Here is a 25,265-nt window from a genome sequence, read left to right on the forward strand (position 1 = left end):
ATTACTCGGCCATCGAAGAAGAACGGGAGGTAGGGATAGGTGGAACCGGGTCATAACCACCGGGATTCCACGGATGACAGCGACCTAAACGACGAAAGGCCAGCCAGCCACCGCGCAGAAGGCCATGATTTTCGATGGCTTCATACGCGTAGCAAGAACAACTGGGGTAGAAACGACAGTGACTGGCCATCAAAGGACTAATGGCGTAGCGATAAAACTGGATCGGAACGAGTGCCAGTTTACGCATCTGGACTGTCTACCCCTACAGTTTCGGTTTTGACTGCTGGAACTGGCTTGTTACGGGCCAGACGCTTCCAGAGTTTGCCGAAATGCTGAATCAATTCGGGGTTTTCTACGTCGCCCAAACCTTTGCGCGCGACGATAACGATATCCCAGCCGACCAGAGAATCCTGGTGCAGACGGAACGATTCGCGCATCAGACGTTTGAGGCGATTGCGCTCAACGGAGAGCTTTACGCTCTTTTTCCCGATAACCAGCCCGAGACGGGGGTGATCAAGATCGTTGTTGCGCGCAAGGAGCAGGAGATTTTTCCCCGGAACCTTGCCGGTAGGGGAGTCAAAGACTGCCTTGAAATGCCGGGGGGTAAGCAGACGCTTTTCCCGACTGAAGTCCTGACTCACCTCCAGTACCGGATTATCAAACTGCCAGACGCGCACGACCTTTGGCGCGACGACGCGACAGGACAGCGCGACCGTTCTTGGTAGCCATGCGAGCACGGAAACCGTGGGTACGAGCGCGTTTGATAGTGCTTGGTTGGAAAGTACGTTTCATGTCGTGTTACCTGGTTCGTCCACAACGGGCCGGAATGGCCCCCGTTTTAAGAGACCGGGGATTCTAGAGAAAGCAAGCCCTCAGGTCAATTTCCAACCAACGTTTCCTTATAAATAGATCTCTGGAGCTTGCGGAAGCGAAATCCTGTTTGCCAGACATAAAAATAAAGAAGGGAATTATTTAAAGCTTTTCTGTAAAGCTTGTAAAAGCTAGGGCAGCCGTCTTCTGTGGATAACCATCTTCAGCCCTTGTAGAGCGTGATGTACAGAGAATGACAACTACAGTGGAAAACCGTGTTCAGCCTGTGCTGCGCTGTCGGATAACCTGTGTGTGGAATGGCCTGTTATCCACAGGCTGGTTATCCACCGAGTTCCACCCCCAGTTGTCCAGTGCCCTCAGAGGCGGTTATCCACAGAGCTTATGCACACACCGTTGGTCGCCTTTTTACCGCTTAACGCATTGATTAATCATGGTCACCACACAACCTGCATGTGGATAAGTGGACGGCTCGCCGCTACAATGGCCGCTTGTTTTTGCCTCACCGGCTTTCAACTTAGGGGATATCCGTGTCAGTGGAACTTTGGCAGCAGTGCGTGGAGCTTTTGCGCGAGGAGCTGCCTGCCCAACAATTCAACACCTGGATCCGTCCACTACAGGTCGAAGCCGAAGGCGACGAGTTGCGCGTCTACGCACCGAACCGTTTTGTGCTGGACTGGGTCAACGAAAAGTACCTCGGTCGCGTCCTTGAACTGCTGGATGAGCACGGCAACGGCATGGCGCCAGCGCTTTCCTTATTAATAGGCAGCAAACGCAGCTCGGCACCGCGTGCCGCGCCGAACGCGCCGTTGGCCGCTGCGCAGGTGTCCCAGGCTCAGGCCAATACCGTGCCGGCCAGTGCGCCAGCACCCGCTCCAAGTGCAGCTCCGGCCAAGCGCTCGACGCAGAAAACCGAGGAAATCAGTGAAGAGCCGTCCCGCGACAGCTTTGACCCGATGGCCGGTGCGGCCTCGCAACAGGCCCCGGTTCGCGCCGAACAGCGCACCGTTCAGGTCGAAGGCGCGCTCAAGCACACCAGTTACCTGAACCGCACCTTCACCTTCGAGAATTTTGTCGAAGGCAAGTCCAACCAGCTCGCCCGCGCGGCAGCCTGGCAGGTGGCGGACAATCCCAAGCACGGTTACAACCCGCTGTTCCTTTATGGCGGCGTCGGCCTGGGTAAAACTCACTTGATGCACGCAGTGGGTAACCATTTATTAAAGAAGAACCCGAATGCCAAGGTTGTGTACCTGCATTCCGAGCGCTTCGTCGCCGACATGGTCAAGGCGCTGCAACTGAACGCGATCAACGAGTTCAAGCGTTTCTACCGTTCGGTGGACGCTCTGCTGATCGACGACATTCAGTTCTTCGCCCGTAAAGAGCGTTCCCAGGAAGAGTTTTTCCACACCTTCAACGCCCTGCTTGAAGGTGGCCAGCAGGTCATTCTTACCAGTGACCGCTACCCGAAAGAAATCGAAGGCCTTGAAGAGCGCCTCAAATCCCGCTTCGGTTGGGGCCTGACGGTTGCCGTCGAGCCGCCGGAGCTGGAAACCCGTGTGGCGATCTTGATGAAGAAGGCCGACCAGGCCAAAGTCGAGTTGCCTCACGATGCGGCGTTCTTCATCGCCCAACGAATTCGTTCCAACGTCCGTGAGCTGGAAGGCGCGCTGAAACGCGTGATCGCCCACTCGCACTTCATGGGCCGCGACATCACCATCGAGTTGATCCGCGAATCCCTGAAAGACTTGTTGGCACTGCAGGACAAACTGGTCTCTGTGGATAACATTCAGCGCACTGTCGCCGAGTACTACAAGATCAAGATTTCCGACCTGCTGTCCAAGCGTCGTTCGCGCTCGGTGGCACGTCCGCGTCAGGTGGCCATGGCATTGTCCAAGGAGCTGACCAACCACAGCCTGCCGGAAATCGGCGATGTGTTTGGTGGTCGCGACCACACGACGGTGTTGCACGCCTGCCGCAAGATCAACGAACTTAAGGAATCCGACGCGGACATCCGCGAGGACTACAAGAACCTGCTGCGTACACTGACCACTTGATGAACTCCAGCGCAGCTTATTAAGGCAAGGGACTAGACCATGCATTTCACCATTCAACGCGAAGCCCTGTTGAAACCCCTGCAACTGGTCGCAGGCGTCGTCGAGCGCCGACAGACCTTGCCGGTACTGTCCAACGTGCTGTTGGTCGTCGATGGCCAGCAACTGTCGCTGACCGGTACCGATCTGGAAGTCGAGCTGGTCGGTCGCGTGCAACTCGAAGAGCCGGCTGAAACCGGCTCCATCACCGTGCCTGCGCGCAAGCTGATGGACATCTGCAAGAGCCTGCCCAACGACGCGCTGATCGACATCAAGGTCGACGAGCAGAAGCTGGTCGTGAAGGCCGGCCGTAGCCGTTTCACCCTGTCGACCCTGCCCGCCAATGATTTCCCGACGGTTGAAGAAGGCCCGGGTTCGCTGACCTGCAGCCTGGAGCAGAGCAAACTGCGTCGCCTGATCGAACGCACCAGCTTCGCCATGGCCCAGCAGGATGTGCGCTACTACCTCAACGGCATGCTGCTGGAAGTCTCGGCCGGTGTGATCCGCGCCGTGGCAACCGACGGTCACCGTCTGGCCATGTGCTCGATGCAGGCCGATATCGGTCAGCCGGATCGTCACCAGGTGATCGTGCCACGCAAAGGCATTCTGGAACTGGCGCGTCTGCTCACCGAGCCGGATGGCAACGTCAGCATCGTTCTGGGTCAGCACCACATCCGCGCCACCACAGGCGAATTCACATTCACCTCGAAGTTGGTCGACGGCAAGTTCCCGGATTACGAGCGCGTTCTGCCGAAGGGTGGCGACAAGCTGGTACTCGGCGATCGTCAGGCCCTGCGTGAAGCGTTCAGCCGTACCGCGATTCTGTCCAACGAGAAGTACCGCGGCATCCGTCTGCAACTGGCCAATGGTCAGTTGAAGATCCAGGCCAACAACCCGGAGCAGGAAGAAGCGGAAGAAGAAGTGGGCGTTGAATACAACGGCGGTTCGCTGGAAATCGGCTTCAACGTGAGCTACCTGCTCGACGTGCTGGGCGTGATGACCACCGAACAGGTTCGCCTGATCCTGTCCGACTCCAACAGCAGTGCGCTGGTGCAAGAGTCCGACAATGACGACTCGGCTTATGTTGTCATGCCGATGCGTCTGTAATCAGCTGATTCTGGATGTCCTTAAGTCGTGTTTCGGTCACCGCGGTGCGTAATCTGCACCCGGTGACCTTCTCCCCCTCCCCCCGCATCAACATTCTTTACGGCGCCAACGGCAGCGGCAAAACCAGTGTTCTGGAAGCCATTCATCTGCTGGGGCTTGCCCGTTCGTTTCGTAGCACGCGGCTGTTGCCGGTCATCCAGTACGAGCAACTCGCCTGCACCGTGTTCGGTCAGGTCGAATTGGCCGAGGGTGGTCACAGTGCGTTGGGGATATCTCGCGACCGTCAGGGCGAGTTCCAGATCCGCATCGACGGGCAGAACGCTCGCAGTGCCGCGCAACTGGCCGAGATCCTGCCATTGCAACTGATCAACCCCGACAGCTTCCGCCTGCTCGAAGGTGCGCCGAAGATTCGCCGGCAGTTTCTCGATTGGGGCGTGTTCCACGTCGAACCGCGTTTCATGGCGACCTGGCAGCGTTTGCAGAAGGCCTTGCGCCAGAGAAACTCCTGGCTGCGGCATGGTACACTTGACGCCGTTTCGCAAGCGGTTTGGGACAGGGAACTGTGCCAGGCCAGCGCTGAAATCGATGAATACCGCCGCGCTTACATCAAAGCCTTGAAACCAGTCTTTGAACAAACCTTGAGCGAACTGGTTGAGCTTGAAGGTTTGACGCTCAGCTATTACCGAGGCTGGGACAAGGACCGGGAATTGAGTGCCGTACTGGCTGGCTCCGTGCAACGGGACCAGCAAATGGGTCATACCCAGGCCGGACCGCAACGCGCTGACTTGCGCCTTAGATTGGGCGCACACAACGCCGCGGACATCTTGTCCCGGGGTCAGCAGAAGCTGGTGGTCTGTGCCTTGCGAATTGCCCAGGGGCATCTGGTGAGCCAGGCCCGACGCGGCCAGTGTATTTATCTGGTGGATGACTTGCCGTCCGAGCTGGACGAGAGCCACCGTCGCGCGCTGTGCCGCTTGCTGGAAGACTTACGCTGCCAGGTTTTCATCACCTGTGTAGATCACGAATTATTGAGGGAAGGCTGGCAGACGGAAACGCCAGTCGCTCTGTTCCACGTGGAACAGGGCCGTATCACCCAGACCCACGACCATCGGGAGTGAAGGCATTGAGCGAAGAAAATACGTACGACTCAACGAGCATTAAAGTGCTGAAAGGCCTGGATGCCGTACGCAAACGTCCCGGTATGTACATTGGTGACACCGACGATGGCAGCGGTCTGCACCACATGGTGTTCGAGGTGGTCGACAACTCGATCGACGAAGCCCTCGCCGGCCACTGCGACGACATCAGCATCATCATCCACCCGGATGAGTCCATCACCGTCAAAGACAACGGCCGTGGCATCCCGGTAGACGTGCACAAAGAGGAAGGCGTTTCCGCCGCCGAGGTCATCATGACCGTCCTCCACGCTGGCGGTAAGTTCGACGATAACTCCTACAAGGTATCCGGCGGTCTGCACGGTGTAGGTGTGTCGGTCGTGAACGCCCTGTCCGAAGAGCTGGTACTGACCGTACGCCGCAGCGGCAAGATCTGGGAACAGACCTACGTCCACGGCGTGCCTCAGGCTCCTATGGCGATCGTTGGCGACAGCGAAACCACCGGTACCCAGATCCACTTCAAGGCTTCCAGCGAAACCTTCAAGAATATTCACTTCAGCTGGGACATCCTGGCCAAGCGCATTCGTGAACTGTCCTTCCTCAACTCCGGTGTCGGCATCGTCCTCAAGGACGAGCGCAGCGGCAAGGAAGAGCTGTTCAAGTACGAAGGCGGCCTGCGTGCGTTCGTTGAATACCTGAACACCAACAAGACTGCGGTCAACCAGGTGTTCCACTTCAACATCCAGCGTGAAGACGGCATCGGCGTGGAAATCGCCCTGCAATGGAACGACAGCTTCAACGAGAACCTGTTGTGCTTCACCAACAACATTCCGCAGCGCGACGGCGGTACTCACCTGGTGGGTTTCCGTTCCGCACTGACGCGTAACCTGAACAACTATATCGAGCAGGAAGGTCTGGCGAAGAAGCACAAAGTCGCCACCACCGGTGACGATGCCCGCGAAGGTCTGACCGCGATCATCTCGGTGAAAGTGCCGGATCCGAAGTTCAGCTCGCAGACCAAAGACAAACTGGTGTCTTCCGAAGTGAAGACCGCGGTCGAGCAGGAGATGGGCAAGTACTTCTCCGACTTCCTGCTGGAAAACCCGAACGAAGCCAAGCTGGTCGTCGGCAAGATGATCGACGCGGCGCGTGCCCGTGAAGCGGCACGCAAGGCCCGTGAGATGACCCGCCGCAAAGGCGCGTTGGACATCGCCGGCCTGCCGGGCAAGCTCGCTGACTGCCAGGAAAAAGATCCTGCGCTGTCCGAACTGTACCTCGTGGAAGGTGACTCCGCGGGCGGCTCTGCCAAGCAGGGACGTAACCGCAAGACTCAGGCGATCCTGCCGCTGAAGGGCAAGATCCTCAACGTCGAGAAAGCACGCTTCGACAAGATGATCTCGTCCCAGGAAGTGGGCACGCTGATCACTGCACTCGGCTGCGGTATCGGTCGCGAAGAGTACAACATCGACAAGCTGCGCTATCACAACATCATCATCATGACCGATGCTGACGTCGACGGTTCGCACATCCGTACCCTGCTGCTGACCTTCTTCTTCCGTCAGTTGCCGGAACTGATCGAGCGCGGCTACATCTACATCGCCCAGCCGCCGCTGTACAAGGTCAAGAAAGGCAAGCAAGAGCAATACATCAAAGACGACGACGCCATGGAAGAGTACATGACGCAGTCGGCTCTGGAAGATGCGAGCCTGCACCTGAACGAAGAGGCTCCGGGCATTTCCGGTGAAGCGCTCGAGCGTCTGGTGAACGACTTCCGCATGGTGATGAAGACCCTCAAGCGTCTGTCGCGCCTGTACCCGCAGGAACTGACCGAACACTTCATCTACCTGCCGGCCGTGAGCCTGGAAATGCTCGGCGACCACGCCAAGATGCAGGACTGGCTGGCTCAGTACGAAGTGCGTCTGCGCACCGTCGAGAAGTCGGGTCTGGTCTACAAGGCCAGCCTGCGTGAAGATCGTGAACGTGGCGTGTGGCTGCCAGAGGTCGAGCTGATCTCCCACGGCCTGTCGAACTACGTCACCTTCAACCGCGACTTCTTCGGCAGCAACGACTACAAGACCGTCGTCACCCTCGGCGCTCAACTGAGCACCCTGCTCGACGAAGGCGCGTACATCCAGCGTGGCGAGCGCAAGAAAGCGGTCACCGAGTTCAAGGAAGCCCTCGACTGGCTGATGGCCGAAAGCACCAAGCGCCACACCATCCAGCGCTACAAAGGTCTGGGCGAAATGAACCCGGATCAGCTGTGGGAAACCACCATGGACCCAAGCGTGCGCCGCATGCTGAAAGTCACCATCGAAGACGCCATTGGCGCAGACCAGATCTTCAACACCCTGATGGGTGATGCGGTCGAACCTCGCCGTGACTTCATCGAGAGCAATGCGCTGGCGGTTTCGAACCTGGATTTCTGATCCTGGTCGGCGGCAAATAAAAAGGCCAACGCTCATGCGTTGGCCTTTTTATTGGCAGATCAAAAGATCGCAGCCTACGGCAGCTCCAGATGGATTACCGGTAGGAGCTGCCGCAGGCCGCGATCTTTTGATTTTTACTCGGATGCAACCGTCACACTCTCCAACCGATACCCATACCCATAAATCGTCAGCAACTGCCAACCCCGATCCGCCGTCAGCCCCAGCTTGTTGCGCAGGCGATAGATGTGCGTATCCAGCGGCCGTGACGACGCCACTTCTTCGTGGGGCCAGAAGCGTTCGTACAGGTACTCCCGCGACAATGGCCGACCCAGGTTACTGAACAGGCAGCGCGCCAGGCGGTATTCACGCTCCGTCATGACCACTGCCTTGCCCTCGCGGGTGACGCTCAGTTCGGCGTCGTCGAAGGTCAGGTCATTGAAACTCAGGACTTCAGCAGCGCTGCTACGTTGCTGGCTGTGCCGGCGCAGTACGGCGGCGACTCGGGCTTTCAGCTCGTTGGGGCGGAACGGTTTGCTGACGTAATCGTCGGCACCGGCGTTCAGCGCCTGGACGATATCGCTTTCGCCGTCGCGGCTGGTCAGCATGATCGCGGCGGGCGGCGCCTCCATGTGTTCGCGGGTCCAGCGCAGCAGCGCCAGGCCGGACAGGTCGGGCAGTTGCCAGTCGAGGATCAGCAGGTCGAAGGTGTCCCGGCGCAATTGGCGCAACAGGTCCTCGCTCCGTTCAAAGCTGTGCAACGACCAAGGCTGGTCTCCCTCCGCAGCCATCTGCTGCAGGGTTTGCTCGACCCGACGCAGTTCGGCGGGTTCATCGTCCAGTATCGCAACGCGCATACGCGTGGGTTCCTTGTTGCTTGAGCAGTGGCCGGCAACCCTGAAGGCTCGGCCTGTGCGGTAAAAGTAAGCAGTCCACCATCGGTCGACGTCCGCTATGATTCTTCGGATCTACATCCTCAGACCTGTGGCCCATGAAACCATTCACTGTCCCCTGCCCTGTTTGTCATGAATAGCCCGCGTCGGCGTGAAAGCCGCGAGCCAAGTCAGGTCCAGCGTCTGTTTCGACGGCTGGTGCGTGAGTGGTTGTGGATAAGTCTAGTGCTGTTGCCGCTGACTGCCTTGTTGTCGTATCGCGCGCAGATCAATCTGCACGACGTGGTACCGATGTGGAGCGCGTTGCTTTCGGTAGGGCTGGTAGCCTGCGTACTCGGATTGCTGCTGTGGCGCCCGCGCTGGGCGATCTGGGTGACATCGTGCGGTGTGGCTTGTGTGCTGCTGGCTAGCGCCGGGCTGGCGGAGGTTCGACACTGGTGGTCACCGACTCCAGCGGCGCTGGGCATGTTGTTCGGCTACCTGATCTGGAACTGGCGGCGCCTGAGTGTGGTGCTGACGTATTTTGGCTGGGAGCTGGCCCGACTGGACCGCGAGCCGAAAGTATTTCCCGAGCGGCGCCGTGCGCAATTCACCAGCGCTGATCAGCTGCAGGGCCAGATCATGGCACTGGAGCAAGCCATGAGCCGCACCCGCGATACCCGGCGTTTCATTGCCGACGGTCTGGAATACCTGCCGGTGGCGACGCTGATCAGCGATCCCAAGGGGCAGATTCTGCTGGGAAACCGCAAGGCCCGGGTATTGTTCGATGACCCGCTGGTCGGTGACTATGTTCTCGAGCAACTGGCCCGCCTCGGTTATCCGGAATTGTCCACAGAACCACGCCCGGCGCTGTCGGACCTGACGCTGCTGGAGTTTCGCGATCACAAGGAACGCAGTTTGCGTCTGGAACGGGCGGCTTTGCTGCCGGTGGATGGCGATACTCCCATCGGCTGGCTGCTGAGCCTCACCGATCTGAGCGCCGAACGCGCCGCAGAAGAACAGCGTGGGGTCTTGCTGCGGTTCCTTTCCCACGATCTGCGCGCCCCGCATTCGGCGATTTTGGCCCTGCTCGATGTACATCGCCATCAAGCCGGCGCGGATTCACCGCTGTTCGAGCAGATCGAGCGCCAGGTACGCCGGGCGCTCGATCTGACTGACGGTTTTGTTCTGCTGGCGCGAGCCGAGTCCGAGGCTTATCAGTTCCAGCCCAGTCTGTTCGCGATGCTGGTGCTGGACGTACTGGATCAGGCGCTGCCCATTGCTCAGCAGAAAAGCATCAAACTGCTGCACACGATGGACGAACAATCCCAGGAGCGTCTGATCAACGCTGACCAGGGCCTGCTGACCCGCGCCTTGTTCAACCTGCTGGAGAACGCCATCAAGTACAGCCCGGTCGGTACCACGATCAAGTTGAACGTCAGTTGCCAGGGTGAGTGGCTATGCTGTGAATTGACCGATCAGGGCAAAGGCATTGCCGCCGAGGAGCTGCCGGATCTGTTCACCCAGTACCGGCGCTTTTCGTCGGCGCAGGGGATTGATGGCGTCGGGTTGGGGCTGTCGATGGTCAAGGCAGTAGTCGACCATCATGGCGGTAACATCGAGTGCCACAGTATCGTCGATCAAGGCACCACGTTCCGGCTGCAGTTACCGCTTATCTGCGAGTGAACAGGCACAAAAAAACCGGCTATATCAGCCGGTTTTTTTACTTCCGAAAAAAACTTATGCACCTTTTACGGTGTTTTATGAGCTTGAGAAATATATAAGTAAATCAATTGGTTACTTTCAATATTCAGGCTTTTTCAACAAAACCGTACACAGGTTATCCACAAAATCTCAGACAGCCACCTGATCATTCGCGGCAGGCGCCTGCGGTGCTGGTGGCAGCGAACCCATTTCGCGCTGGGTCTGTTCGTTCCAGGCCTGTACCCGGTCGTTCAGCTCGGCGATGGCGCGCGGACCAGTGCCTTCGGCATACATCGGCTCGCCGATGACCACGGTGATCACACCCGACGTCTTGCCCCAGCCGATTTTCGGCCAGAACTTGCCGGCATTGTGTGCAATCGGCAGCACCGGAAGCGCCGCATTTACCGCCAACGCGCTGCCACTGCGCGAGAACTTGCCGACAGTGCCGTAGGGAACCCGGGTGCCTTCAGGGAAGATCAAGACCCAGACGTTGTCCTTGAGCAGTTCATCGCCCTTGGCCGCGACTTGTTTGAGCGCCGCTTTCGGGTTGTCGCGGTCAATCGCGATCGGCCGCAGCATGGCCATGGCCCAACCGAAGAACGGTACGTAGAGCAATTCACGCTTGAGCACCTGGCTCAAGGGCGAGAAATAAGCAGAGAGAAAGAACGTCTCCCAAGTGCTCTGGTGGTTCGACTGAATCACGCAGGGCCGGTCCGGCACGTTTTCCGCGCCTTTGATCTCGTAACGAATGCCGAGAAACACCTTGGTCAACCACAAGGCACAACGGCACCAGTACACGTTGATGAAGCGATAGCGCGCCTTGAACGGCAGAAAGGGCGCGATAAAAAAGCTCAGGCTGCACCACAGCAAGGCAGTGGTGCCCAGCAGCAGGTAAAAGAGAAAAATTCTGATGGCCTGCAGTATCGACATGGCGACGTTTACCGTTACGGGCAATGCCCGACTGTTCAAGCGCACTCCCGATCAATCCCTGGTCAGGAACTTCAGAAGCACTCTAGTTGTGGATAAGTTCTGCGGCAATCGCCGCCAGATCGTCAAAAATCAGGGTGCCGACCGGAAGGGTCTTGCCCAGAGTTTTTTCGCCTTTCCCGGTCTTTACCAAAACGGGCTGTGAATCGACGGCTTTGGCGGCCTCCAGGTCACCAAGGCTGTCGCCGACGAACCAGACATTCGTCAGCGCCACGTTGTAATGCGCCGCGATGGTTTGCAACATCCCCGGCTTCGGCTTGCGGCAATCGCAACCCTCGTCCGGACCATGCGGGCAGTACACGATCAGCCCGACTTCACCGCCCTGCTCTGCCACGAGCGTGCGCAGGCGCGTGTGCATGGCGTCGAGGGTGGCAAGGTCGTAATAGCCGCGAGCAATGCCCGACTGGTTGGTGGCGACCGCCACCGTCCAGCCGGCCTTGCTCAACTGCGCAATCGCCTCGATCGAGCCGGGCAGTGGAATCCACTCCTCCACCGACTTGATGTAAGCGTCGGAGTCGTAATTGATCACTCCGTCCCGATCGAGAATCAGCAGTTTCAACAGCAATCCCTCAACCCAACAGCGAAATGTCGGCAACCCCGAGGAACAGACCACGCAGACGCGCGAGCAGCGCGTAGCGGTTGGCCCGGACCTTGACGTCTTCGGCATTGACCATCACCGCGTCGAAGAACGCATCCACCGGCTCACGCAATGCCGCCAGACGCGCCAGCGATTCGTTGTACTGACGCGCTGCGGCCATTGGCTGCACCGCCTGATCCGCTTGCTGAATCGCCGAGTACAGCGAGAACTCGTTGGCGTTGTCGAAGTACTTGGCCTCGACCACGGTCGGCACCGAGCCTTCAACCTTGCTCAACAGGTTCGATACACGCTTGTTCACCGCTGCCAGCGCTGCCGCTTCCGGCAGTTTGCGGAAGGCCTGAACCGCTTGCACACGCTGGTCGAAGTCCAGCGCCGAACCCGGCTTCAGGGCACGTACCGACAGGTAAGTGGCGACATCGACGCCCTCGTCTTCGTAACGCGCACGCAGACGGTCGAAGATGAATTCCAGCACCGCGTCGTTCAGACCGGCAGCCTTGACCTTGGCACCGAACGCATTCACGGCGAAAGCCACGGCGTCGTTCAGGTCCAGATCCAGTTGTTTCTCGATCAGGATGCGCAGCACGCCGAGGGCCGCACGGCGCAGGGCATACGGGTCTTTGCTGCCGGTCGGCAGCATGCCGATACCGAAGATCCCGACGAGGGTATCGAGCTTGTCGGCGATCGCGACGGCCGCACCGGTCAGGGTCGCCGGCAGTTCAGCACCGGCACCGCGTGGCATGTACTGCTCGTTCAGCGCCAGCGCGACGTCTTCCGGCTCGCCGTCATTGAGCGCGTAGTAGTAACCGGCGACACCTTGCATCTCCGGGAACTCGCCGACCATTTCGGTGGCCAGGTCGCACTTCGACAGCAGGCCGGCACGGGCCGCCCACGAAGCGTTGCCGCCGATTCGCGCGGCGATGTAGGCCGCCAGTTTCGAAACGCGCTCGGCCTTGTCGTAGACGCTGCCGAGTTTTTCCTGGAACACCACGTTCTTCAGGCGATCATTGAAGGCTTCGAGTTTCTGCTTCTTGTCTTGCTTGAAGAAGAACTCGGCGTCGGTCAGGCGTGGGCGAACCACTTTCTCGTTACCGGCGATGATCTGCTGCGGGTCTTTGGATTCGATGTTGGCGACGGTGATGAACCGTGGCAGCAACTTGCCGTCGGCATCCAGCAGGCAGAAGTACTTCTGGTTGTCCTGCATGGTGGTGATCAGCGCTTCCTGCGGCACGTCGAGGAAGCGTTCCTCGAACGAGCACACCAGCGGCACCGGCCATTCGACCAGCGCGGTCACTTCATCGAGCAGCGCCGGCGGCACGATCGCGGTGCCTTCCTGACGGGTCGCCAGTTCTTCGGTGCGCTTGCTGATGATCTCGCGACGCTCGTTGGCATCGGCCAGCACGTAGGCGGCACGCAGGTCGGCCAGGTAGCTCGACGGCGAACCGATGCGCACGCTTTCCGGGTGATGGAAACGGTGACCACGGGAGTCGCGGCCAGCCTTCTGCGCGAGGATGGTGCAGTCGATGACCTGGTCACCGAGCAGCATCACCAGCCACTGGGTCGGACGCACGAACTCTTCCTTGCGCGCACCCCAACGCATGCGTTTCGGGATCGGCAGGTCGTTCAGCGAATCTTCGACGATGGTCGGCAGCAGGCTTGCGGTTGGCTTGCCGGCGATGTTCTGGCTGTAACGCAGTTTCGGGCCGCTCTGGTCGATTTCGCTCAGCTCGACGCCGCACTTCTTGGCGAAGCCCAGGGCTGCCTGAGTCGGGTTGCCTTCAGCGTCGAAGGCGGCCTGACGTGGCGGGCCATCCAGGTTGATGCTGCGATCCGGTTGCTGGGTCGCCAGCGCCGTGATCAGCACCGCCAGACGACGCGGTGCGGCGTAGACGGTTTTGCTTTCGTAGCTCAGGCCGGCAGCTTGCAGGCCCTTGTCGATACCGGCGAGGAACGCTTCAGCCAGGGTGTTCAGGGCTTTTGGCGGCAGTTCTTCGGTGCCCAGTTCAACCAGAAAATCTTGCGCACTCATTGTGCAGCCTCCAGCTTGGCCAGTACTTCGTCACGCAGGTCCGGGGTCGCCATCGGGAAGCCCAGCTTGGCGCGAGCCAGCAGGTAGGCTTGCGCAACGGAACGCGCCAGGGTGCGTACGCGCAGGATGTATTGCTGACGCGCGGTCACCGAGATCGCCCGGCGCGCGTCCAGCAGGTTGAAGGTGTGCGAGGCCTTCAGGACCATTTCGTAGCTTGGCAACGGCAGCGGCTGGTCGAGTTCGATCAGGCGCTTGGCTTCGCTTTCATAGAAATCGAACAGTTCGAACAGTTTGTCGACGTTGGCGTGTTCGAAGTTGTAGGTGGACTGCTCCACTTCGTTCTGGTGGAACACGTCGCCATAGGTCACCTTGCCGAACGGACCGTCAGCCCAGACCAGGTCGTAGACCGAGTCCACGCCTTGCAGGTACATGGCCAGACGCTCCAGACCGTAAGTGATCTCGCCGGTCACCGGGTAGCACTCGATGCCGCCGGCCTGCTGGAAGTAAGTGAACTGGGTCACTTCCATGCCGTTGAGCCAGACTTCCCAGCCCAGACCCCAGGCGCCGAGGGTTGGCGATTCCCAGTTGTCTTCGACGAAGCGGATGTCGTGGACCAGCGGGTCCAGGCCGACATGCTTGAGCGAGCCCAGGTACAGTTCCTGGAAGTTGTCCGGGTTCGGCTTCAGCACGACCTGGAACTGATAGTAGTGCTGCAGACGGTTCGGGTTTTCCCCGTAGCGGCCGTCAGTCGGACGGCGGCTTGGCTGCACGTACGCGGCGTTCCAGGTTTCCGGGCCGATGGCGCGCAGGAAGGTCGCGGTGTGGAAAGTGCCGGCGCCTACTTCCATATCGTAGGGCTGAAGTACCACACAACCTTGCTCGGCCCAGTATTGCTGGAGCGCGAGGATCAAGTCTTGGAAGGTACGCACGGCTGGCGTAGGCTGGCTCACGAAATTCACCTGTTTCTTGGGCTGCGATTTAAAGAGCGGGAGTATACCCGATTCGTTGCTGCGCACGCCCCCTGGAGCCTTATGCCACGCTGCTTTTGGTGTACCGAAGATCCGCTGTACATGGCTTATCACGATCAGGAGTGGGGCACGCCGCTACGCGATGCGCAGGGTTTGTTCGAGTTGCTTTTGCTCGAAGGGTTCCAGGCCGGGCTGTCGTGGATCACAGTGCTGCGTAAACGCGAGCGCTACCGCGAGGTGTTGTACGGCTTCGACGTGCAGCGTGTGGCGCAGATGAGCGACGCCGAGATCGATGAACTGATGCTCGATCCGGGGATCATCCGCAACCGCCTCAAACTCAATGCCGCCCGACGCAATGCCCAGGCCTGGCTGGCGCTGGAGGACCCGGTGGCCTTCCTCTGGTCGTTCGTCGGCGGCCGACCAATCATCAATCATTTCAAGGATCGCAGCGAAGTCCCGGCGATCACCCCCGAAGCGCTGGCGATGAGCAAAGCCCTGAAAAAGGCCGGCTTCACCTTCGTTGGCCCAACCATTTGCTACGCACTGATGCAGGCTTCGGGCATGGTCATGGATCACACTCAGGACTGCGACCGCTACGCGCAGCTGGTCAACGGCGGTTAGAATGGCCGCCTCGCGCACAGCACAAAATCAGGAGTGACCTGTGGAAAAGTTTAAAGGCGCCTTGCTGGTAGGCGCTCTTCGGCTGTTTGCCCTGCTGCCATGGCGGGCCGTGCAGGCCGTGGGTTCGGCGATCGGCTGGATCATGTGGAAAACCCCCAACCGCTCCCGCGACGTGGTGCGGATCAACCTTTCCAAATGTTTTCCACAGATGGATCCGGCCGAGCGCGAGCGTCTGGTCGGCCAGAGCCTCAAAGACATCGGCAAGTCCCTGACCGAAAGCGCCTGCGCCTGGATCTGGCCGGCCCAGCGTTCCATCGATCTGGTGCGCGAAGTCGAAGGCCTCGACATCCTCAAGGATGCGCTGGCCTCGGGCAAAGGCGTGGTCGGCATCACCAGCCACCTGGGCAACTGGGAAGTGCTGAACCACTTCTATTGCAGCCAGTGCAAACCGATCATTTTCTACCGCCCGCCAAAGCTCAAGGCTGTGGATGAATTACTGCGCAAGCAACGCGTGCAGCTGGGCAACAAGGTCGCTGCCTCCACCAAGGAAGGCATCCTCAGCGTCATCAAGGAAGTGCGCAAAGGTGGTGCAGTGGGTATTCCCGCTGACCCGGAACCGGCCGAATCCGCAGGGATCTTCGTGCCGTTCTTCGCCACCCAGGCATTGACCAGCAAATTCGTGCCGAACATGCTCGCCGGCGGCAAAGCGGTCGGCGTGTTCCTGCACGCCCTGCGCCTGCCGGACGGTTCCGGCTACAAAGTGATCCTCGAAGCGGCGCCCGAGGCCATGTACAGCACCGATACCGAGGAATCCTGCGCGGCCATGAGCAAAGTGGTCGAGCGTTACGTCGCGGCGTATCCGAGTCAGTACATGTGGAGCATGAAGCGCTTCAAGAAACGTCCGCCGGGCGAAGCGCGCTGGTACTGAGCAAGTTGGCACACTCTGTGGATAACCCGTAGGAGCTGCCGCAGGCTGCGATCTTTTGATCTTGCTTCTGCGGCTTATCCACAACCCCGTTCATTCAAGGGCGCATAAAGATGTCCGAACAACGCAAATCCTTCCGCATCAAGATCACCCACGACAGCTTCGGCGAATGCCTCGGGCAGACGCGCAATCTGTCGGCCACCGGCGTGTATGTGCAGCATCCGCGTCTGGCGTCATTGCCCAAGGGTGCGGTGGTTTATGGCCAAGTGCAGGATTTACCCACAGGCGCGCCGCGGGTGCGAATGGAAGTGGTGACGGTGGATGCCGAGGGCATCGGCCTGCGTTATCTCTAACTTATTGCGCCTGGCGGTCGAGCTTCTTCAGAAACACCGTCATTTCCTTCTCGGCCTGCTTGTCGCCATGGGCGCGGGCGGCTTCCAGACCTTGTTCCCACGCCTGCCGCGCGGCCGCGTGATCGCCCAGTGCAAGTTGCGCCTTGCCCAATAGCTTCCACGCCGCCGAGTACTTCGGGTCGAAACCGACACAGCGCTGGAAATGCTCGGCTGCCTTGGCGTTCTCTCCCAAATCCAGATAACCCTTGCCCAGGCCAAAGCGCAGCAATGAGTTATCCACACCCTTGGCGAGCATTTTTTCCAGGGATTCGAGCATGGGCGGAGTCCTTTTCTGTGGAGTGTCAGGTGTTGATCGGTGTCAGTTACACCGCTTTCGCGAGCAAGCCCGCTCCCACAGGGGAATGCATTCCAAATGTGGGAGCGGGCTTGCTCGCGAAGAGGCCATTACAACCGACGATATTTCTGGATCAGAAGAAGCTCAGACCCACATGAAACAGCTTCTCTACATCACGGATATGCTTTTTATCCACAAGGAACAGAATCACATGGTCACCGGTTTCGATCACCGTATCGTCGTGGGCGATGATCACTTCTTCGTTGCGGATGATCGCGCCAATCGTGCTGCCCGGTGGCAGGCCGATTTTCTCGATCGGCCGGCCGATGACCTTGCTCGACTTCGCATCGCCGTGGGCAATCGCCTCGATGGCCTCCGCCGCACCCCGGCGCAGTGAGTGCACGCTGACGATATCGCCACGGCGTACGTGGGCCAGCAAGGTGCCGATGGTCGCCAGTTGCGGGCTGATGGCGATGTCGATGTCGCCGCCCTGGATCAGATCGACGTAAGCCGGGTTGTTGATGATCGTCATCACCTTCTTCGCGCCCAGGCGCTTGGCCAGCAGCGACGACATGATGTTGGCCTCGTCATCGTTGGTCAGCGCAAGGAAGATGTCGGCGTCGGCAATGTTCTCTTCCAGCAGCAGATCACGGTCCGACGCACTGCCCTGCAGCACCACGGTGCTGTCGAGGGTGTCGGAGAGATAGCGGCAGCGGGCCGGGTTCATCTCGATGATCTTCACCTGGTAGCGGCTTTCGATGGCCTCGGCCAGACGCTCGCCGATCTGCCCGCCACCGGCAATCACGATGCGCTTGTAGGTTTCGTCGAGACGGCGCATTTCGCTCATCACCGCGCGAATATTCTCACGGGCGGCGATGAAGAAGACTTCGTCATCGGCCTCGATCACCGTATCGCCCTGCGGCAGGATCGGCCGGTCGCGGCGGAAAATCGCCGCGACACGCGTCTCGACATTCGGCATGTGCTCGCGCAACTGGCGCAGTTGTTGGCCCACCAGCGGCCCGCCGTAATAGGCGCGCACCGCCACCAGTTGCGCCTGGCCTTCTGCGAAGTCGATCACTTGCAGCGCGCCCGGATGCTGGATCAGACGCTTGATGTAGTTGGTCACCACCTGCTCGGGGCTGATCAGCACGTCGACCGGAATCGCTTCGTTCTGGAACAGCTGTTCTTCGCGATTGAGGTAGGACGCTTCGCGCACCCGGGCGATTTTGGTCGGGGTGTGGAACAGCGTGTGGGCGACCTGGCAGGCGACCATGTTGGTCTCGTCGCTGTTGGTCACCGCCACCAGCATGTCAGCATCGTCGGCGCCGGCCTGGCGCAACACCGACGGCAGCGAGCCGCGGCCCTGAATGGTGCGGATGTCGAGACGGTCGCCGAGGTCGCGCAGGCGTTCGCCATCGGTGTCGACCACGGTGATGTCGTTGGCTTCGCTCGCCAGGTGTTCAGCCAGCGAACCGCCGACCTGTCCCGCACCGAGGATGATGATTTTCATCCAGTCACTCCGTTGAATCCGTTTAGCCGCGCGCGGCAGCGATCTTGATCAGCTTGGCGTAGTAGAACCCGTCATGCCCGCCCTGCTGGGCCAGCAATTGGCGACCATGGGGCTGTTTGATCCCGGCCGTGGTGGCCAGGTCGAGTTCGCGGGCACCGGGCGTGCGCTCAAGGAACGCGGCGATGACTTCGGTGTTCTCGGTCGGCAAGGTCGAGCAAGTGGCGTAGAGCAGGATGCCGCCGACGTCGAGGGTTTTCCACAGGACGTCGAGCAGCTCGCCTTGCAGTTGCGCGAGGGCAACGATGTCGTCCGGCTGACGGGTCAGCTTGATGTCCGGGTGGCGGCGGATCACGCCGGTTGCCGAACATGGCGCGTCGAGCAGGATGCGCTGGAACGGCTTGCCGTCCCACCACGCAGCGGTATCGCGGCCGTCCGCAGCGATCAGTTCGGCGCTCAGCCCCAGCCGCTCAAGGTTTTCCTTCACCCGCACCAGACGCTTGGCTTCCAGATCCACCGCCACCACACCGGCCAGCGCCGGTTCGGCTTCGAGGATGTGGCAGGTCTTGCCGCCCGGCGCGCAACACGCATCGAGCACGCGCTGACCCGGCGCCAGATCGAGCAGATCGGCGGCCAGTTGCGCGGCTTCGTCCTGCACGCTGATCCAGCCTTCGGCAAAACCCGGCAGGCTGCGCACGTCGGTGGCGGCGTCGAGGACGATGCCGTCGCGGCTGTAAACGCACGGCGTGGCGGCGATGCCGGCCTCGCTGAGCAAGCCGAGGTAGGCGTCGCGGCTGTGATAGCGGCGGTTGACCCGCAGGATCATCGGCGGGTGCGCGTTATTCGCCGCGCAGATCGCTTCCCATTGTTCCGGCCAGAAGGCTTTCAGGGATTTCTGCAGCCAGCGCGGGTGGGCGGTGCGCACCACCGGATCGCGCTCCAGCTCGGCAAAAATCGTCTCGCTTTCGCGCTGGGCATTGCGCAGCACGGCGTTGAGCAGACCCTTGGCCCACGGCTTTTTCAGCTTGTCGGCGCAACCGACGGTTTCGCCGATGGCCGCGTGCGGCGGCACGCGGGTGTAGAGCAATTGATAGAGACCGACCAGCAGCAGCGCCTCGACATCGGCGTCGGCAGCTTTGAACGGTTTCTGCAAAAGTTTTTCCGCCAGCGCCGACAGCCGTGGCTGCCAGCGCGCGGTGCCGAACGCCAGATCCTGGGTGAAACCGCGATCACGGTCCTCGACCTTGTCCAGTTGCGCCGGCAGGGAGCTGTTCAGCGAAGCCTTGCCGCTGAGCACGGCTGCGAGTGCCTTGGCGGCAGCCAGACGCGGGTTCATTGCGCGTCCACCACGGCGCCGAGCACGGTGCCAACGGCAAATTTCTCGCGGCGGCTGTTGAACAGGTCGCTGAAGTTCAGCGCCTTGCCGCCGGGCAGTTGCAGGCGGGTCAGGCACAGCGCCTGTTCACCGCAGGCGACGATCAGGCCGTCCTTGCTGGCGCTGAGGATTTCTCCCGGTGCGCCTTTGCCGTCAGCCAGTGTCGCGGCCAATACCTTCAGCGCTTCACCGTTGAGGGTGCTGTGGGTAATCGGCCAGGGATTGAAGGCGCGTACCAGGCGCTCCAGCTCAACCGCCGGACGGCGCCAGTCGAGGCGCGCTTCATCCTTGTTCAGTTTGTGGGCGTAGGTGGCGAGCTCATCGTTCTGCACTTCGCCTTCGAGGGTTCCGGCGGCCAGGCTGGCAATCGCCTGGACCACGGCGGGCGGACCCATTTCGGCGAGGCGGTCGTGCAGCGTGCCGCCCGTGTCGTCGGCGCTGATCGGGGTCACGACCTTGAGCAGCATCGGCCCGGTGTCGAGGCCGGCTTCCATGCGCATCACGGTCACGCCGCTTTCGGCATCACCGTGTTCCACGGCGCGCTGGATCGGCGCCGCACCGCGCCAGCGTGGCAGCAGCGAGGCGTGGCTGTTGATGCAGCCCAGACGCGGAATATCCAGCACCGCTTGCGGCAGGATCAGGCCGTAGGCGACCACCACCATCAAGTCCGGTTTCAGCGCGGCGAGCTCGGCTTGAGCATCGGCGTTGCGCAGGGTCGGCGGCTGCAACACCTGGATATTATTTTCCAGGGCCAACTGTTTGACCGGGCTCGGCATCAGTTTTTGCCCGCGACCGGCCGGACGATCCGGTTGGGTGTAGACCGCGACGATCTCGTAAGGGCTGTTCAGCAGGGCCTTGAGGTGCTCGGCGGCGAATTCCGGGGTGCCGGCAAAAACGATGCGCATTGGCTCAGTCATGAAGGGAGTCTCACAAAAAGAAAAAGGCTTGCCGCAGCAAGCCTTTGAAGAGGGGCATCAAGCGTTCTGGCGGTGCAGCTTTTCCAGTTTCTTCTTGATCCGGTCGCGTTTGAGCGTGGACAGGTAATCGACGAACAACTTGCCGTTGAGGTGGTCGCATTCGTGCTGGATGCACACCGCGAGCAGGCCTTCGGCGATCAGTTCGTAAGGCTGGCCATCGCGGTCCAGCGCCTTGATTTTGACCTTCTGCGGGCGGTCGACGTTTTCGTAGAAACCCGGCACCGACAGGCAGCCTTCCTGGTACTGATCCATCTCGTCGGTCAGCGATTCGAACTCGGGGTTGATGAACACCCGGGGTTCGGTGCGGTCTTCGGAAAGGTCCATCACGACGATACGTTTGTGCACGTTGACCTGGGTCGCGGCGAGGCCGATGCCCGGCGCTTCATACATTGTTTCAAACATGTCATCGACCAACTGACGCACTTCGTCGTCCACTACAGCCACAGGCTTGGCGATAGTACGCAGACGCGGGTCCGGGAATTCGAGGATGTTTAAAATGGCCATAGGCTGATTGCTGCACGTATTGAGTAAAGTCGGGTCGATGGCCTGGCAGGTCCGAAGATGCAGGCTACCGTTGTGAAGCGTAGCTAATGCAATTTGCAGTAGCGAGCCACGGGGGCTCTGACGGTTCACGCGAACGCACATGATAAAGGGATTCGCTGCATGAGGAAAACACTACTCGCCCTGCTGCTTCTGGCTTCGGCCGCGGCTGCGCAAGGGCAAGTGCAACTCAGGGATGGTTTTCCACAGCAATACACGGTGGTTTCGGGAGACACCCTCTGGGACATTTCCGGCAAATACCTGCGCGAGCCCTGGCAATGGCCACAGCTGTGGCGGGCCAATCCGCAGATCGAAAACCCCAACCTGATCTACCCCGGCGACACGCTGACGCTCCGTTACGTCAACGGCCAGCCGCAGCTGACCCTCAATCGCGGCGAGTCACGGGGCACCATCAAGCTGTCGCCACGCATCCGCACCAGCCCGGTGGCCGAGGCGATTCCGAGCATTCCGCTGAAATCAATCAACAGTTTCCTGCTGAGCAACCGCATCGTCGACAAGGTCGAGGACTTCGACAAGGCGCCGTATATCGTCGCCGGCGATGCCGAGCGCGTGTTGAGTGGCACTGGCGACCGGATCTTCGCCCGGGGCCACTTCGATCCGAATCAACCGGTGTACGGCATCTTCCGCCAGGGCAAGGTCTACACCGACCCGCAGACCAAGGAGTTTCTCGGGATCAACGCCGACGATATCGGTGGCGGTGAAATCGTCGCCACCGAAGGCGACGTCGCCACCCTCGCCCTGCAACGCACCACCCAGGAAGTACGTCTGGGCGATCGTCTGTTCAGCGGCGAAGAGCGCTCGATCAATTCGACTTTCATGCCCAGCGCCCCGAGCACCAACATCAACGGCCTGATCATCGACGTGCCGCGCGGCGTCACGCAGATCGGCGTGATGGACGTGGTCACCCTGAACAAAGGCAAGCGCGACGGTCTGGCCGAAGGCAATGTGCTGGTGGTGATGAAAACCGGGGAAACCGTGCGCGACCGGATCACCGGCCAGCCGCTGAAAATTCCCGATGAACGGGCCGGTCTGCTGATGGTGTTCCGCACCTACGACAAGCTCAGTTACGGCCTCGTACTCAACGCATCGCGCTCGCTGGCGGTGCTCGACAAGGTGCGAAATCCTTAGCTGGCTTCACAAGTTACCAACAGAGTTATCCACAGCCTGTTCCGAATGGTTCGGGACTTATAACGATCAAGGATGATCCACGATGCTGTCTGCCTGTACGCCGGTTTCCCCTGCGGAACTGGAAGCGCGTTTGCGCCTGCACCGCTTGCCGGAAATCGGTCCGAAACGTTTTGCCAAACTGCTTGAAGCCTTCGGCTCGGCGTCAAAAGCCCTGAGCGCGCCGGCCAGTGCCTGGCGAGCGCTGGGTCTGCCAGCGGCGTCGGCCGAGGCCCGGCGCAGCCCGCAAGTGCGCGACGGCGCCAGCCATGCATTGCGCTGGCTAGAGCGGCCCGGCCAGCATCTATTGATGTTGGACCAAGCGGATTATCCGGCGCTGCTGGCGCAGATCCCTGACCCGCCACCGCTGTTGTTCGTCGCCGGTGATCCGCTGATTCTGGAAAAACCGCAACTGGCGATGGTCGGCAGTCGCAGCGCGTCGCGCCCGGGAATGGATACCGCCGCCGCGTTTTCCCGCAGCCTCGCCGGGGCCGGTTTTGTCATCACCAGTGGCTTGGCGCTGGGTATCGATGCGGCTGCGCATCAAGCGGCTCTGGACGTCGGCGGGCAAACCGTCGGTGTACTCGGCACCGGCCTGGAAAAGTTTTATCCACAGCGCAATCGTCGACTGGCCGACGCGATGATTGCGTCGGGCAGCGCAGTGGTTTCTGAGTTTCCACTGGACGCCGGGCCAACGGCGAGCAACTTCCCCAGGCGCAACCGGATCATCAGCGGTTTGTCCCTCGGTGTGCTGGTGGTCGAGGCGAGTGTCGCCAGCGGTTCGCTGATCACTGCCCGGCTGGCGGCGGAACAGGGCCGCGAGGTGTATGCGATTCCCGGCTCGATCCATCACCCCGGTGCGCGCGGCTGCCATCAGTTGATCCGCGACGGCGCGGTGCTGGTGGAAACCATCGAACACATTCTCGAAGCACTGCGCGGCTGGCAGCATTTGCCGTTATCCACAGACCCGCCGGATTCCGCGCATCCCTTGCTTGATCTGCTGCACGCCGCGCCGCACACCAGCGAAGCCTTGGTCGAAAGCAGCGGCTGGGCGTTGCCCAAAGTCCTCGCGGCGCTCACCGAGCTGGAAATGGACGGCCGCGCAGTGTGTGAAAACGGTCGCTGGCTGGCGAGGACACGCTAGGTTTTACAGGGAAGATCGGTAAACTGCGCAAAACCTGTTTTCGGAGAGTTTTTTCATGGTCAACAGTTGGCGTGTGCAACAAGCCGCACGAGAGATTCGCGCCGGGGCGGTGATTGCCTATCCAACCGAAGCCGTCTGGGGGCTGGGTTGCGACCCGTGGAACGAAGAGGCAGTGGATCGTCTGTTGGCGATCAAGAACCGTTCGGTGGACAAGGGCCTGATCCTGGTCGCCGACAACATCCGCCAGTTCGACTTCCTGTTCGAAGACTTCCCGCAAGAGTGGCTCGACCGCATGGCCAGCACCTGGCCGGGGCCGAACACCTGGCTGGTGCCGCATCAGAACCTGTTGCCGGAATGGGTGACGGGCGTGCATGACACGGTGGCGCTGCGGGTCAGCGATCACCCGCAGGTGCGGGATCTGTGCTCGATGGTCGGGCCGCTGATTTCCACCTCAGCCAATCCGCAGGGGCGGCCGGCGGCGCGCACGCGGTTGCGCGTCGAGCAGTATTTCCGTGGGCAGATCGACCTGATCCTTGGCGGGCAACTGGGCGGGCGCAAGAACCCCAGCGTGATTCGCGATCTGGCAACCGGCAAGGTCATTCGTCCCGACTGATCCTGCGTCGAAAACCTTTACCGTGAGTCTTCCTCGCCTTGATGGCGAGGAAGACTACGCCTGCCTGCGAATTATCCTGCAATGACGCCGGTTTCCCTGTCGGAAAAGTCGCCAAGTCCCCGGATTCATTGGCTTTTCCCACTTGATTATCAGACTTTCTGGTGTGGCGGAATCGGCAAAAGCAACCATCCTTTCCCTGCACTCGAAACACTTCGATAAGTTAAGGTCTGCGGAGAAAGAATGGACACTACCAATTTGCAGCTCACGGATTACCTGCAGGCGCTTCAGGTGACGTTGAAGAGTCACCATGAGGGTTGTCGCATCGTGATGCTTGAGGCAGGGGCGGATACTCAAGAGTTCGACCGGTTTATCGATCGGCAATTTCGGCTTCGGTTGCAGCATTACATGCTGACTTCACGGGCGCGGATGCTCGAAACCAGACTGGCGATAAAGTCGCGCAGTACCCATTTCCTGCTGTATCGGCACGATCAACTGTTGGCGGTATTGAGAGCGACTCCGGCACCGTTCGAGTGGGTATCGCTGGCGCAGCAACACGTTTCTCCCACAGTAGCGCTGTCGCGCCATGTCGAATTCAGTCGATTGATGTCGTACACACCCAATCAGTTGCCCATTGCGGTCAACGGTCTGCTGGCGGCCGCTACCGAGTGGGCCATTAAACGCGGTTATAACGGGGTAACCGCGTTGTGCAGATCGCAACAGCTGCGCTTCTACCAGCGTTTCGGCCTGATGCCGATCGCCTCCAATGCCCTGCATATCGACCAGCGCGCACGCGGCGATTACTGGGTGCTGTCAGCCGAGTGGCGGCAAATTCTCGCGGCGGTCCAACCGCCTGATCTGGCGGTTGGCCACGTGGTGCAAAAACCGTTGGAGTGTCATCTGCCGAGGTGTTGAACGCGTTCGAACTGACTTGCCAGCCGTGGGTTTGCAACCCTGACTGGCAAGACGCCGAAGG

General features: G+C 60.3%; 25 protein-coding genes. 12 read left to right on the plus strand and 13 right to left on the minus strand.

The window, feature by feature from the left end:
- Position 1: 1 nt before the first annotated feature.
- The 3 genes from yidD to rpmH are packed head-to-tail and all read right to left on the minus strand — an operon-like array spanning position 2 to position 792.
- Complete coding sequence (gene yidD / locus J1G18_RS03030; RefSeq protein ID WP_080761984.1) at positions 2-247, minus strand: membrane protein insertion efficiency factor YidD; 246 nt, start codon at positions 245-247, stop codon at positions 2-4.
- Positions 240-641 carry a ribonuclease P protein component gene (rnpA, locus tag J1G18_RS03035; RefSeq protein ID WP_011336726.1) on the minus strand — a complete coding sequence of 134 codons (402 nt, stop codon included), beginning with the start codon at positions 639-641 and terminating at the stop codon, positions 240-242. Before rnpA ends, yidD begins: the two co-directional genes overlap by 8 nt.
- A 16-nt stretch (positions 642-657) precedes the next feature.
- The gene (gene rpmH, locus J1G18_RS03040; RefSeq protein WP_003213577.1) at positions 658-792 is read right to left on the minus strand and encodes a 50S ribosomal protein L34; all 135 of its coding nucleotides are present in this window, start codon (positions 790-792) and stop codon (positions 658-660) included.
- 566 nt (positions 793-1,358) lie between these two features.
- On the opposite strand from rpmH, the gene dnaA reads away from it, so the two are divergent.
- From dnaA to gyrB, 4 genes are read left to right on the plus strand one after another with little or no spacing between them, the layout of a single operon-like run.
- Positions 1,359-2,882, plus strand: a complete 1,524-nt coding sequence (gene dnaA, locus J1G18_RS03045) for a chromosomal replication initiator protein DnaA (protein ID WP_223007072.1) — start codon at positions 1,359-1,361, stop codon at positions 2,880-2,882.
- A gap of 39 nt (positions 2,883-2,921) precedes the next feature.
- On the plus strand, positions 2,922-4,025 hold the full coding sequence (gene dnaN / locus J1G18_RS03050; protein ID WP_003220202.1) for a DNA polymerase III subunit beta: 1,104 nt from the start codon (positions 2,922-2,924) through the stop codon (positions 4,023-4,025).
- Positions 4,026-4,039: 14 nt separating this feature from the next.
- The gene (recF, locus tag J1G18_RS03055; RefSeq protein WP_003220208.1) at positions 4,040-5,143 is read left to right on the plus strand and encodes a DNA replication/repair protein RecF; all 1,104 of its coding nucleotides are present in this window, start codon (positions 4,040-4,042) and stop codon (positions 5,141-5,143) included.
- A 5-nt stretch (positions 5,144-5,148) separates the two neighbouring features.
- Positions 5,149-7,566, plus strand: coding sequence for a DNA topoisomerase (ATP-hydrolyzing) subunit B (gyrB, locus tag J1G18_RS03060; RefSeq protein ID WP_007960764.1), 2,418 nt, complete (start codon positions 5,149-5,151; stop codon positions 7,564-7,566).
- 134 nt (positions 7,567-7,700) lie between these two features.
- Here the strand turns inward: gyrB and J1G18_RS03065 are convergent, their stop codons facing one another.
- Positions 7,701-8,420 (minus strand): response regulator transcription factor, encoded by a 720-nt coding sequence (locus tag J1G18_RS03065; protein WP_210556213.1) that lies wholly within the window; start codon positions 8,418-8,420, stop codon positions 7,701-7,703.
- A 168-nt stretch (positions 8,421-8,588) separates the two neighbouring features.
- Here J1G18_RS03065 and J1G18_RS03070 point away from each other — a divergent pair, with 168 nt between their 5' ends.
- Entirely contained in the window at positions 8,589-10,121 is a 1,533-nt protein-coding gene (locus J1G18_RS03070; RefSeq protein ID WP_098966423.1) for a sensor histidine kinase, read from the plus strand.
- A 168-nt stretch (positions 10,122-10,289) separates the two neighbouring features.
- Here the strand turns inward: J1G18_RS03070 and J1G18_RS03075 are convergent, their stop codons facing one another.
- From J1G18_RS03075 to glyQ, 4 genes are all read right to left on the minus strand, one after another.
- Positions 10,290-11,069, minus strand: a complete 780-nt coding sequence (locus J1G18_RS03075) for a lysophospholipid acyltransferase family protein (RefSeq protein WP_098966425.1) — start codon at positions 11,067-11,069, stop codon at positions 10,290-10,292.
- Between the two features lie 82 nt (positions 11,070-11,151).
- Positions 11,152-11,691: a D-glycero-beta-D-manno-heptose 1,7-bisphosphate 7-phosphatase gene (gmhB, locus tag J1G18_RS03080; RefSeq protein ID WP_167734075.1), complete on the minus strand. Its 540-nt coding sequence runs from the start codon at positions 11,689-11,691 to the stop codon at positions 11,152-11,154.
- 4 nt (positions 11,692-11,695) lie between these two features.
- A complete protein-coding gene (gene glyS / locus J1G18_RS03085; protein ID WP_098966429.1) occupies positions 11,696-13,750 on the minus strand; it encodes a glycine--tRNA ligase subunit beta in 2,055 nt (684 codons plus the stop codon).
- A complete protein-coding gene (glyQ, locus tag J1G18_RS03090) occupies positions 13,747-14,700 on the minus strand; it encodes a glycine--tRNA ligase subunit alpha (protein WP_003187265.1) in 954 nt (317 codons plus the stop codon). The genes glyS and glyQ overlap by 4 nt, the downstream gene beginning before the upstream one ends.
- 81 nt (positions 14,701-14,781) lie before the next feature.
- Here glyQ and J1G18_RS03095 point away from each other — a divergent pair, with 81 nt between their 5' ends.
- The 3 genes from J1G18_RS03095 to J1G18_RS03105 all read left to right on the plus strand — a co-directional run bounded on the left by J1G18_RS03095 (position 14,782) and on the right by J1G18_RS03105 (position 16,617).
- Positions 14,782-15,339 carry a DNA-3-methyladenine glycosylase I gene (locus J1G18_RS03095; RefSeq protein ID WP_098966431.1) on the plus strand — a complete coding sequence of 186 codons (558 nt, stop codon included), beginning with the start codon at positions 14,782-14,784 and terminating at the stop codon, positions 15,337-15,339.
- A gap of 40 nt (positions 15,340-15,379) precedes the next feature.
- Positions 15,380-16,267 (plus strand): lysophospholipid acyltransferase, encoded by an 888-nt coding sequence (locus J1G18_RS03100; RefSeq protein WP_047596996.1) that lies wholly within the window; start codon positions 15,380-15,382, stop codon positions 16,265-16,267.
- Positions 16,268-16,377: 110 nt separating this feature from the next.
- Positions 16,378-16,617: a PilZ domain-containing protein gene (locus J1G18_RS03105; protein WP_007960749.1), complete on the plus strand. Its 240-nt coding sequence runs from the start codon at positions 16,378-16,380 to the stop codon at positions 16,615-16,617.
- 1 nt (position 16,618) lies between these two features.
- Here J1G18_RS03105 and J1G18_RS03110 read toward each other — a convergent pair whose 3' ends face one another.
- From J1G18_RS03110 to def, 5 genes are all read right to left on the minus strand, one after another.
- Positions 16,619-16,933: a tetratricopeptide repeat protein gene (locus J1G18_RS03110; protein WP_027610275.1), complete on the minus strand. Its 315-nt coding sequence runs from the start codon at positions 16,931-16,933 to the stop codon at positions 16,619-16,621.
- A 151-nt stretch (positions 16,934-17,084) separates the two neighbouring features.
- Positions 17,085-18,461: a Trk system potassium transporter TrkA gene (trkA, locus tag J1G18_RS03115; protein ID WP_003220233.1), complete on the minus strand. Its 1,377-nt coding sequence runs from the start codon at positions 18,459-18,461 to the stop codon at positions 17,085-17,087.
- Positions 18,462-18,483: 22 nt separating this feature from the next.
- The gene (rsmB, locus tag J1G18_RS03120) at positions 18,484-19,794 is read right to left on the minus strand and encodes a 16S rRNA (cytosine(967)-C(5))-methyltransferase RsmB (protein WP_135294652.1); all 1,311 of its coding nucleotides are present in this window, start codon (positions 19,792-19,794) and stop codon (positions 18,484-18,486) included.
- A complete protein-coding gene (gene fmt, locus J1G18_RS03125) occupies positions 19,791-20,750 on the minus strand; it encodes a methionyl-tRNA formyltransferase (RefSeq protein ID WP_135294653.1) in 960 nt (319 codons plus the stop codon). The genes rsmB and fmt overlap by 4 nt, the downstream gene beginning before the upstream one ends.
- 57 nt (positions 20,751-20,807) lie before the next feature.
- Entirely contained in the window at positions 20,808-21,314 is a 507-nt protein-coding gene (def, locus tag J1G18_RS03130) for a peptide deformylase (protein WP_027610272.1), read from the minus strand.
- A gap of 159 nt (positions 21,315-21,473) precedes the next feature.
- On the opposite strand from def, the gene J1G18_RS03135 reads away from it, so the two are divergent.
- The 4 genes from J1G18_RS03135 to J1G18_RS03150 all read left to right on the plus strand — a co-directional run bounded on the left by J1G18_RS03135 (position 21,474) and on the right by J1G18_RS03150 (position 25,204).
- Positions 21,474-22,499: a LysM peptidoglycan-binding domain-containing protein gene (locus J1G18_RS03135; RefSeq protein WP_135294654.1), complete on the plus strand. Its 1,026-nt coding sequence runs from the start codon at positions 21,474-21,476 to the stop codon at positions 22,497-22,499.
- Between the two features lie 82 nt (positions 22,500-22,581).
- A complete protein-coding gene (dprA, locus tag J1G18_RS03140) occupies positions 22,582-23,679 on the plus strand; it encodes a DNA-processing protein DprA (RefSeq protein WP_134785073.1) in 1,098 nt (365 codons plus the stop codon).
- A 55-nt stretch (positions 23,680-23,734) separates the two neighbouring features.
- The gene (locus J1G18_RS03145) at positions 23,735-24,292 is read left to right on the plus strand and encodes an L-threonylcarbamoyladenylate synthase (RefSeq protein ID WP_003220243.1); all 558 of its coding nucleotides are present in this window, start codon (positions 23,735-23,737) and stop codon (positions 24,290-24,292) included.
- Between the two features lie 240 nt (positions 24,293-24,532).
- Entirely contained in the window at positions 24,533-25,204 is a 672-nt protein-coding gene (locus tag J1G18_RS03150; RefSeq protein ID WP_223007073.1) for a hypothetical protein, read from the plus strand.
- The last annotated feature ends 61 nt before the right edge of the window (positions 25,205-25,265 follow it).

The sequence above is a fragment of the Pseudomonas sp. MIS38 genome (assembly GCF_019891575.1).
Lineage (GTDB): Bacteria > Pseudomonadota > Gammaproteobacteria > Pseudomonadales > Pseudomonadaceae > Aquipseudomonas > Aquipseudomonas putida_A.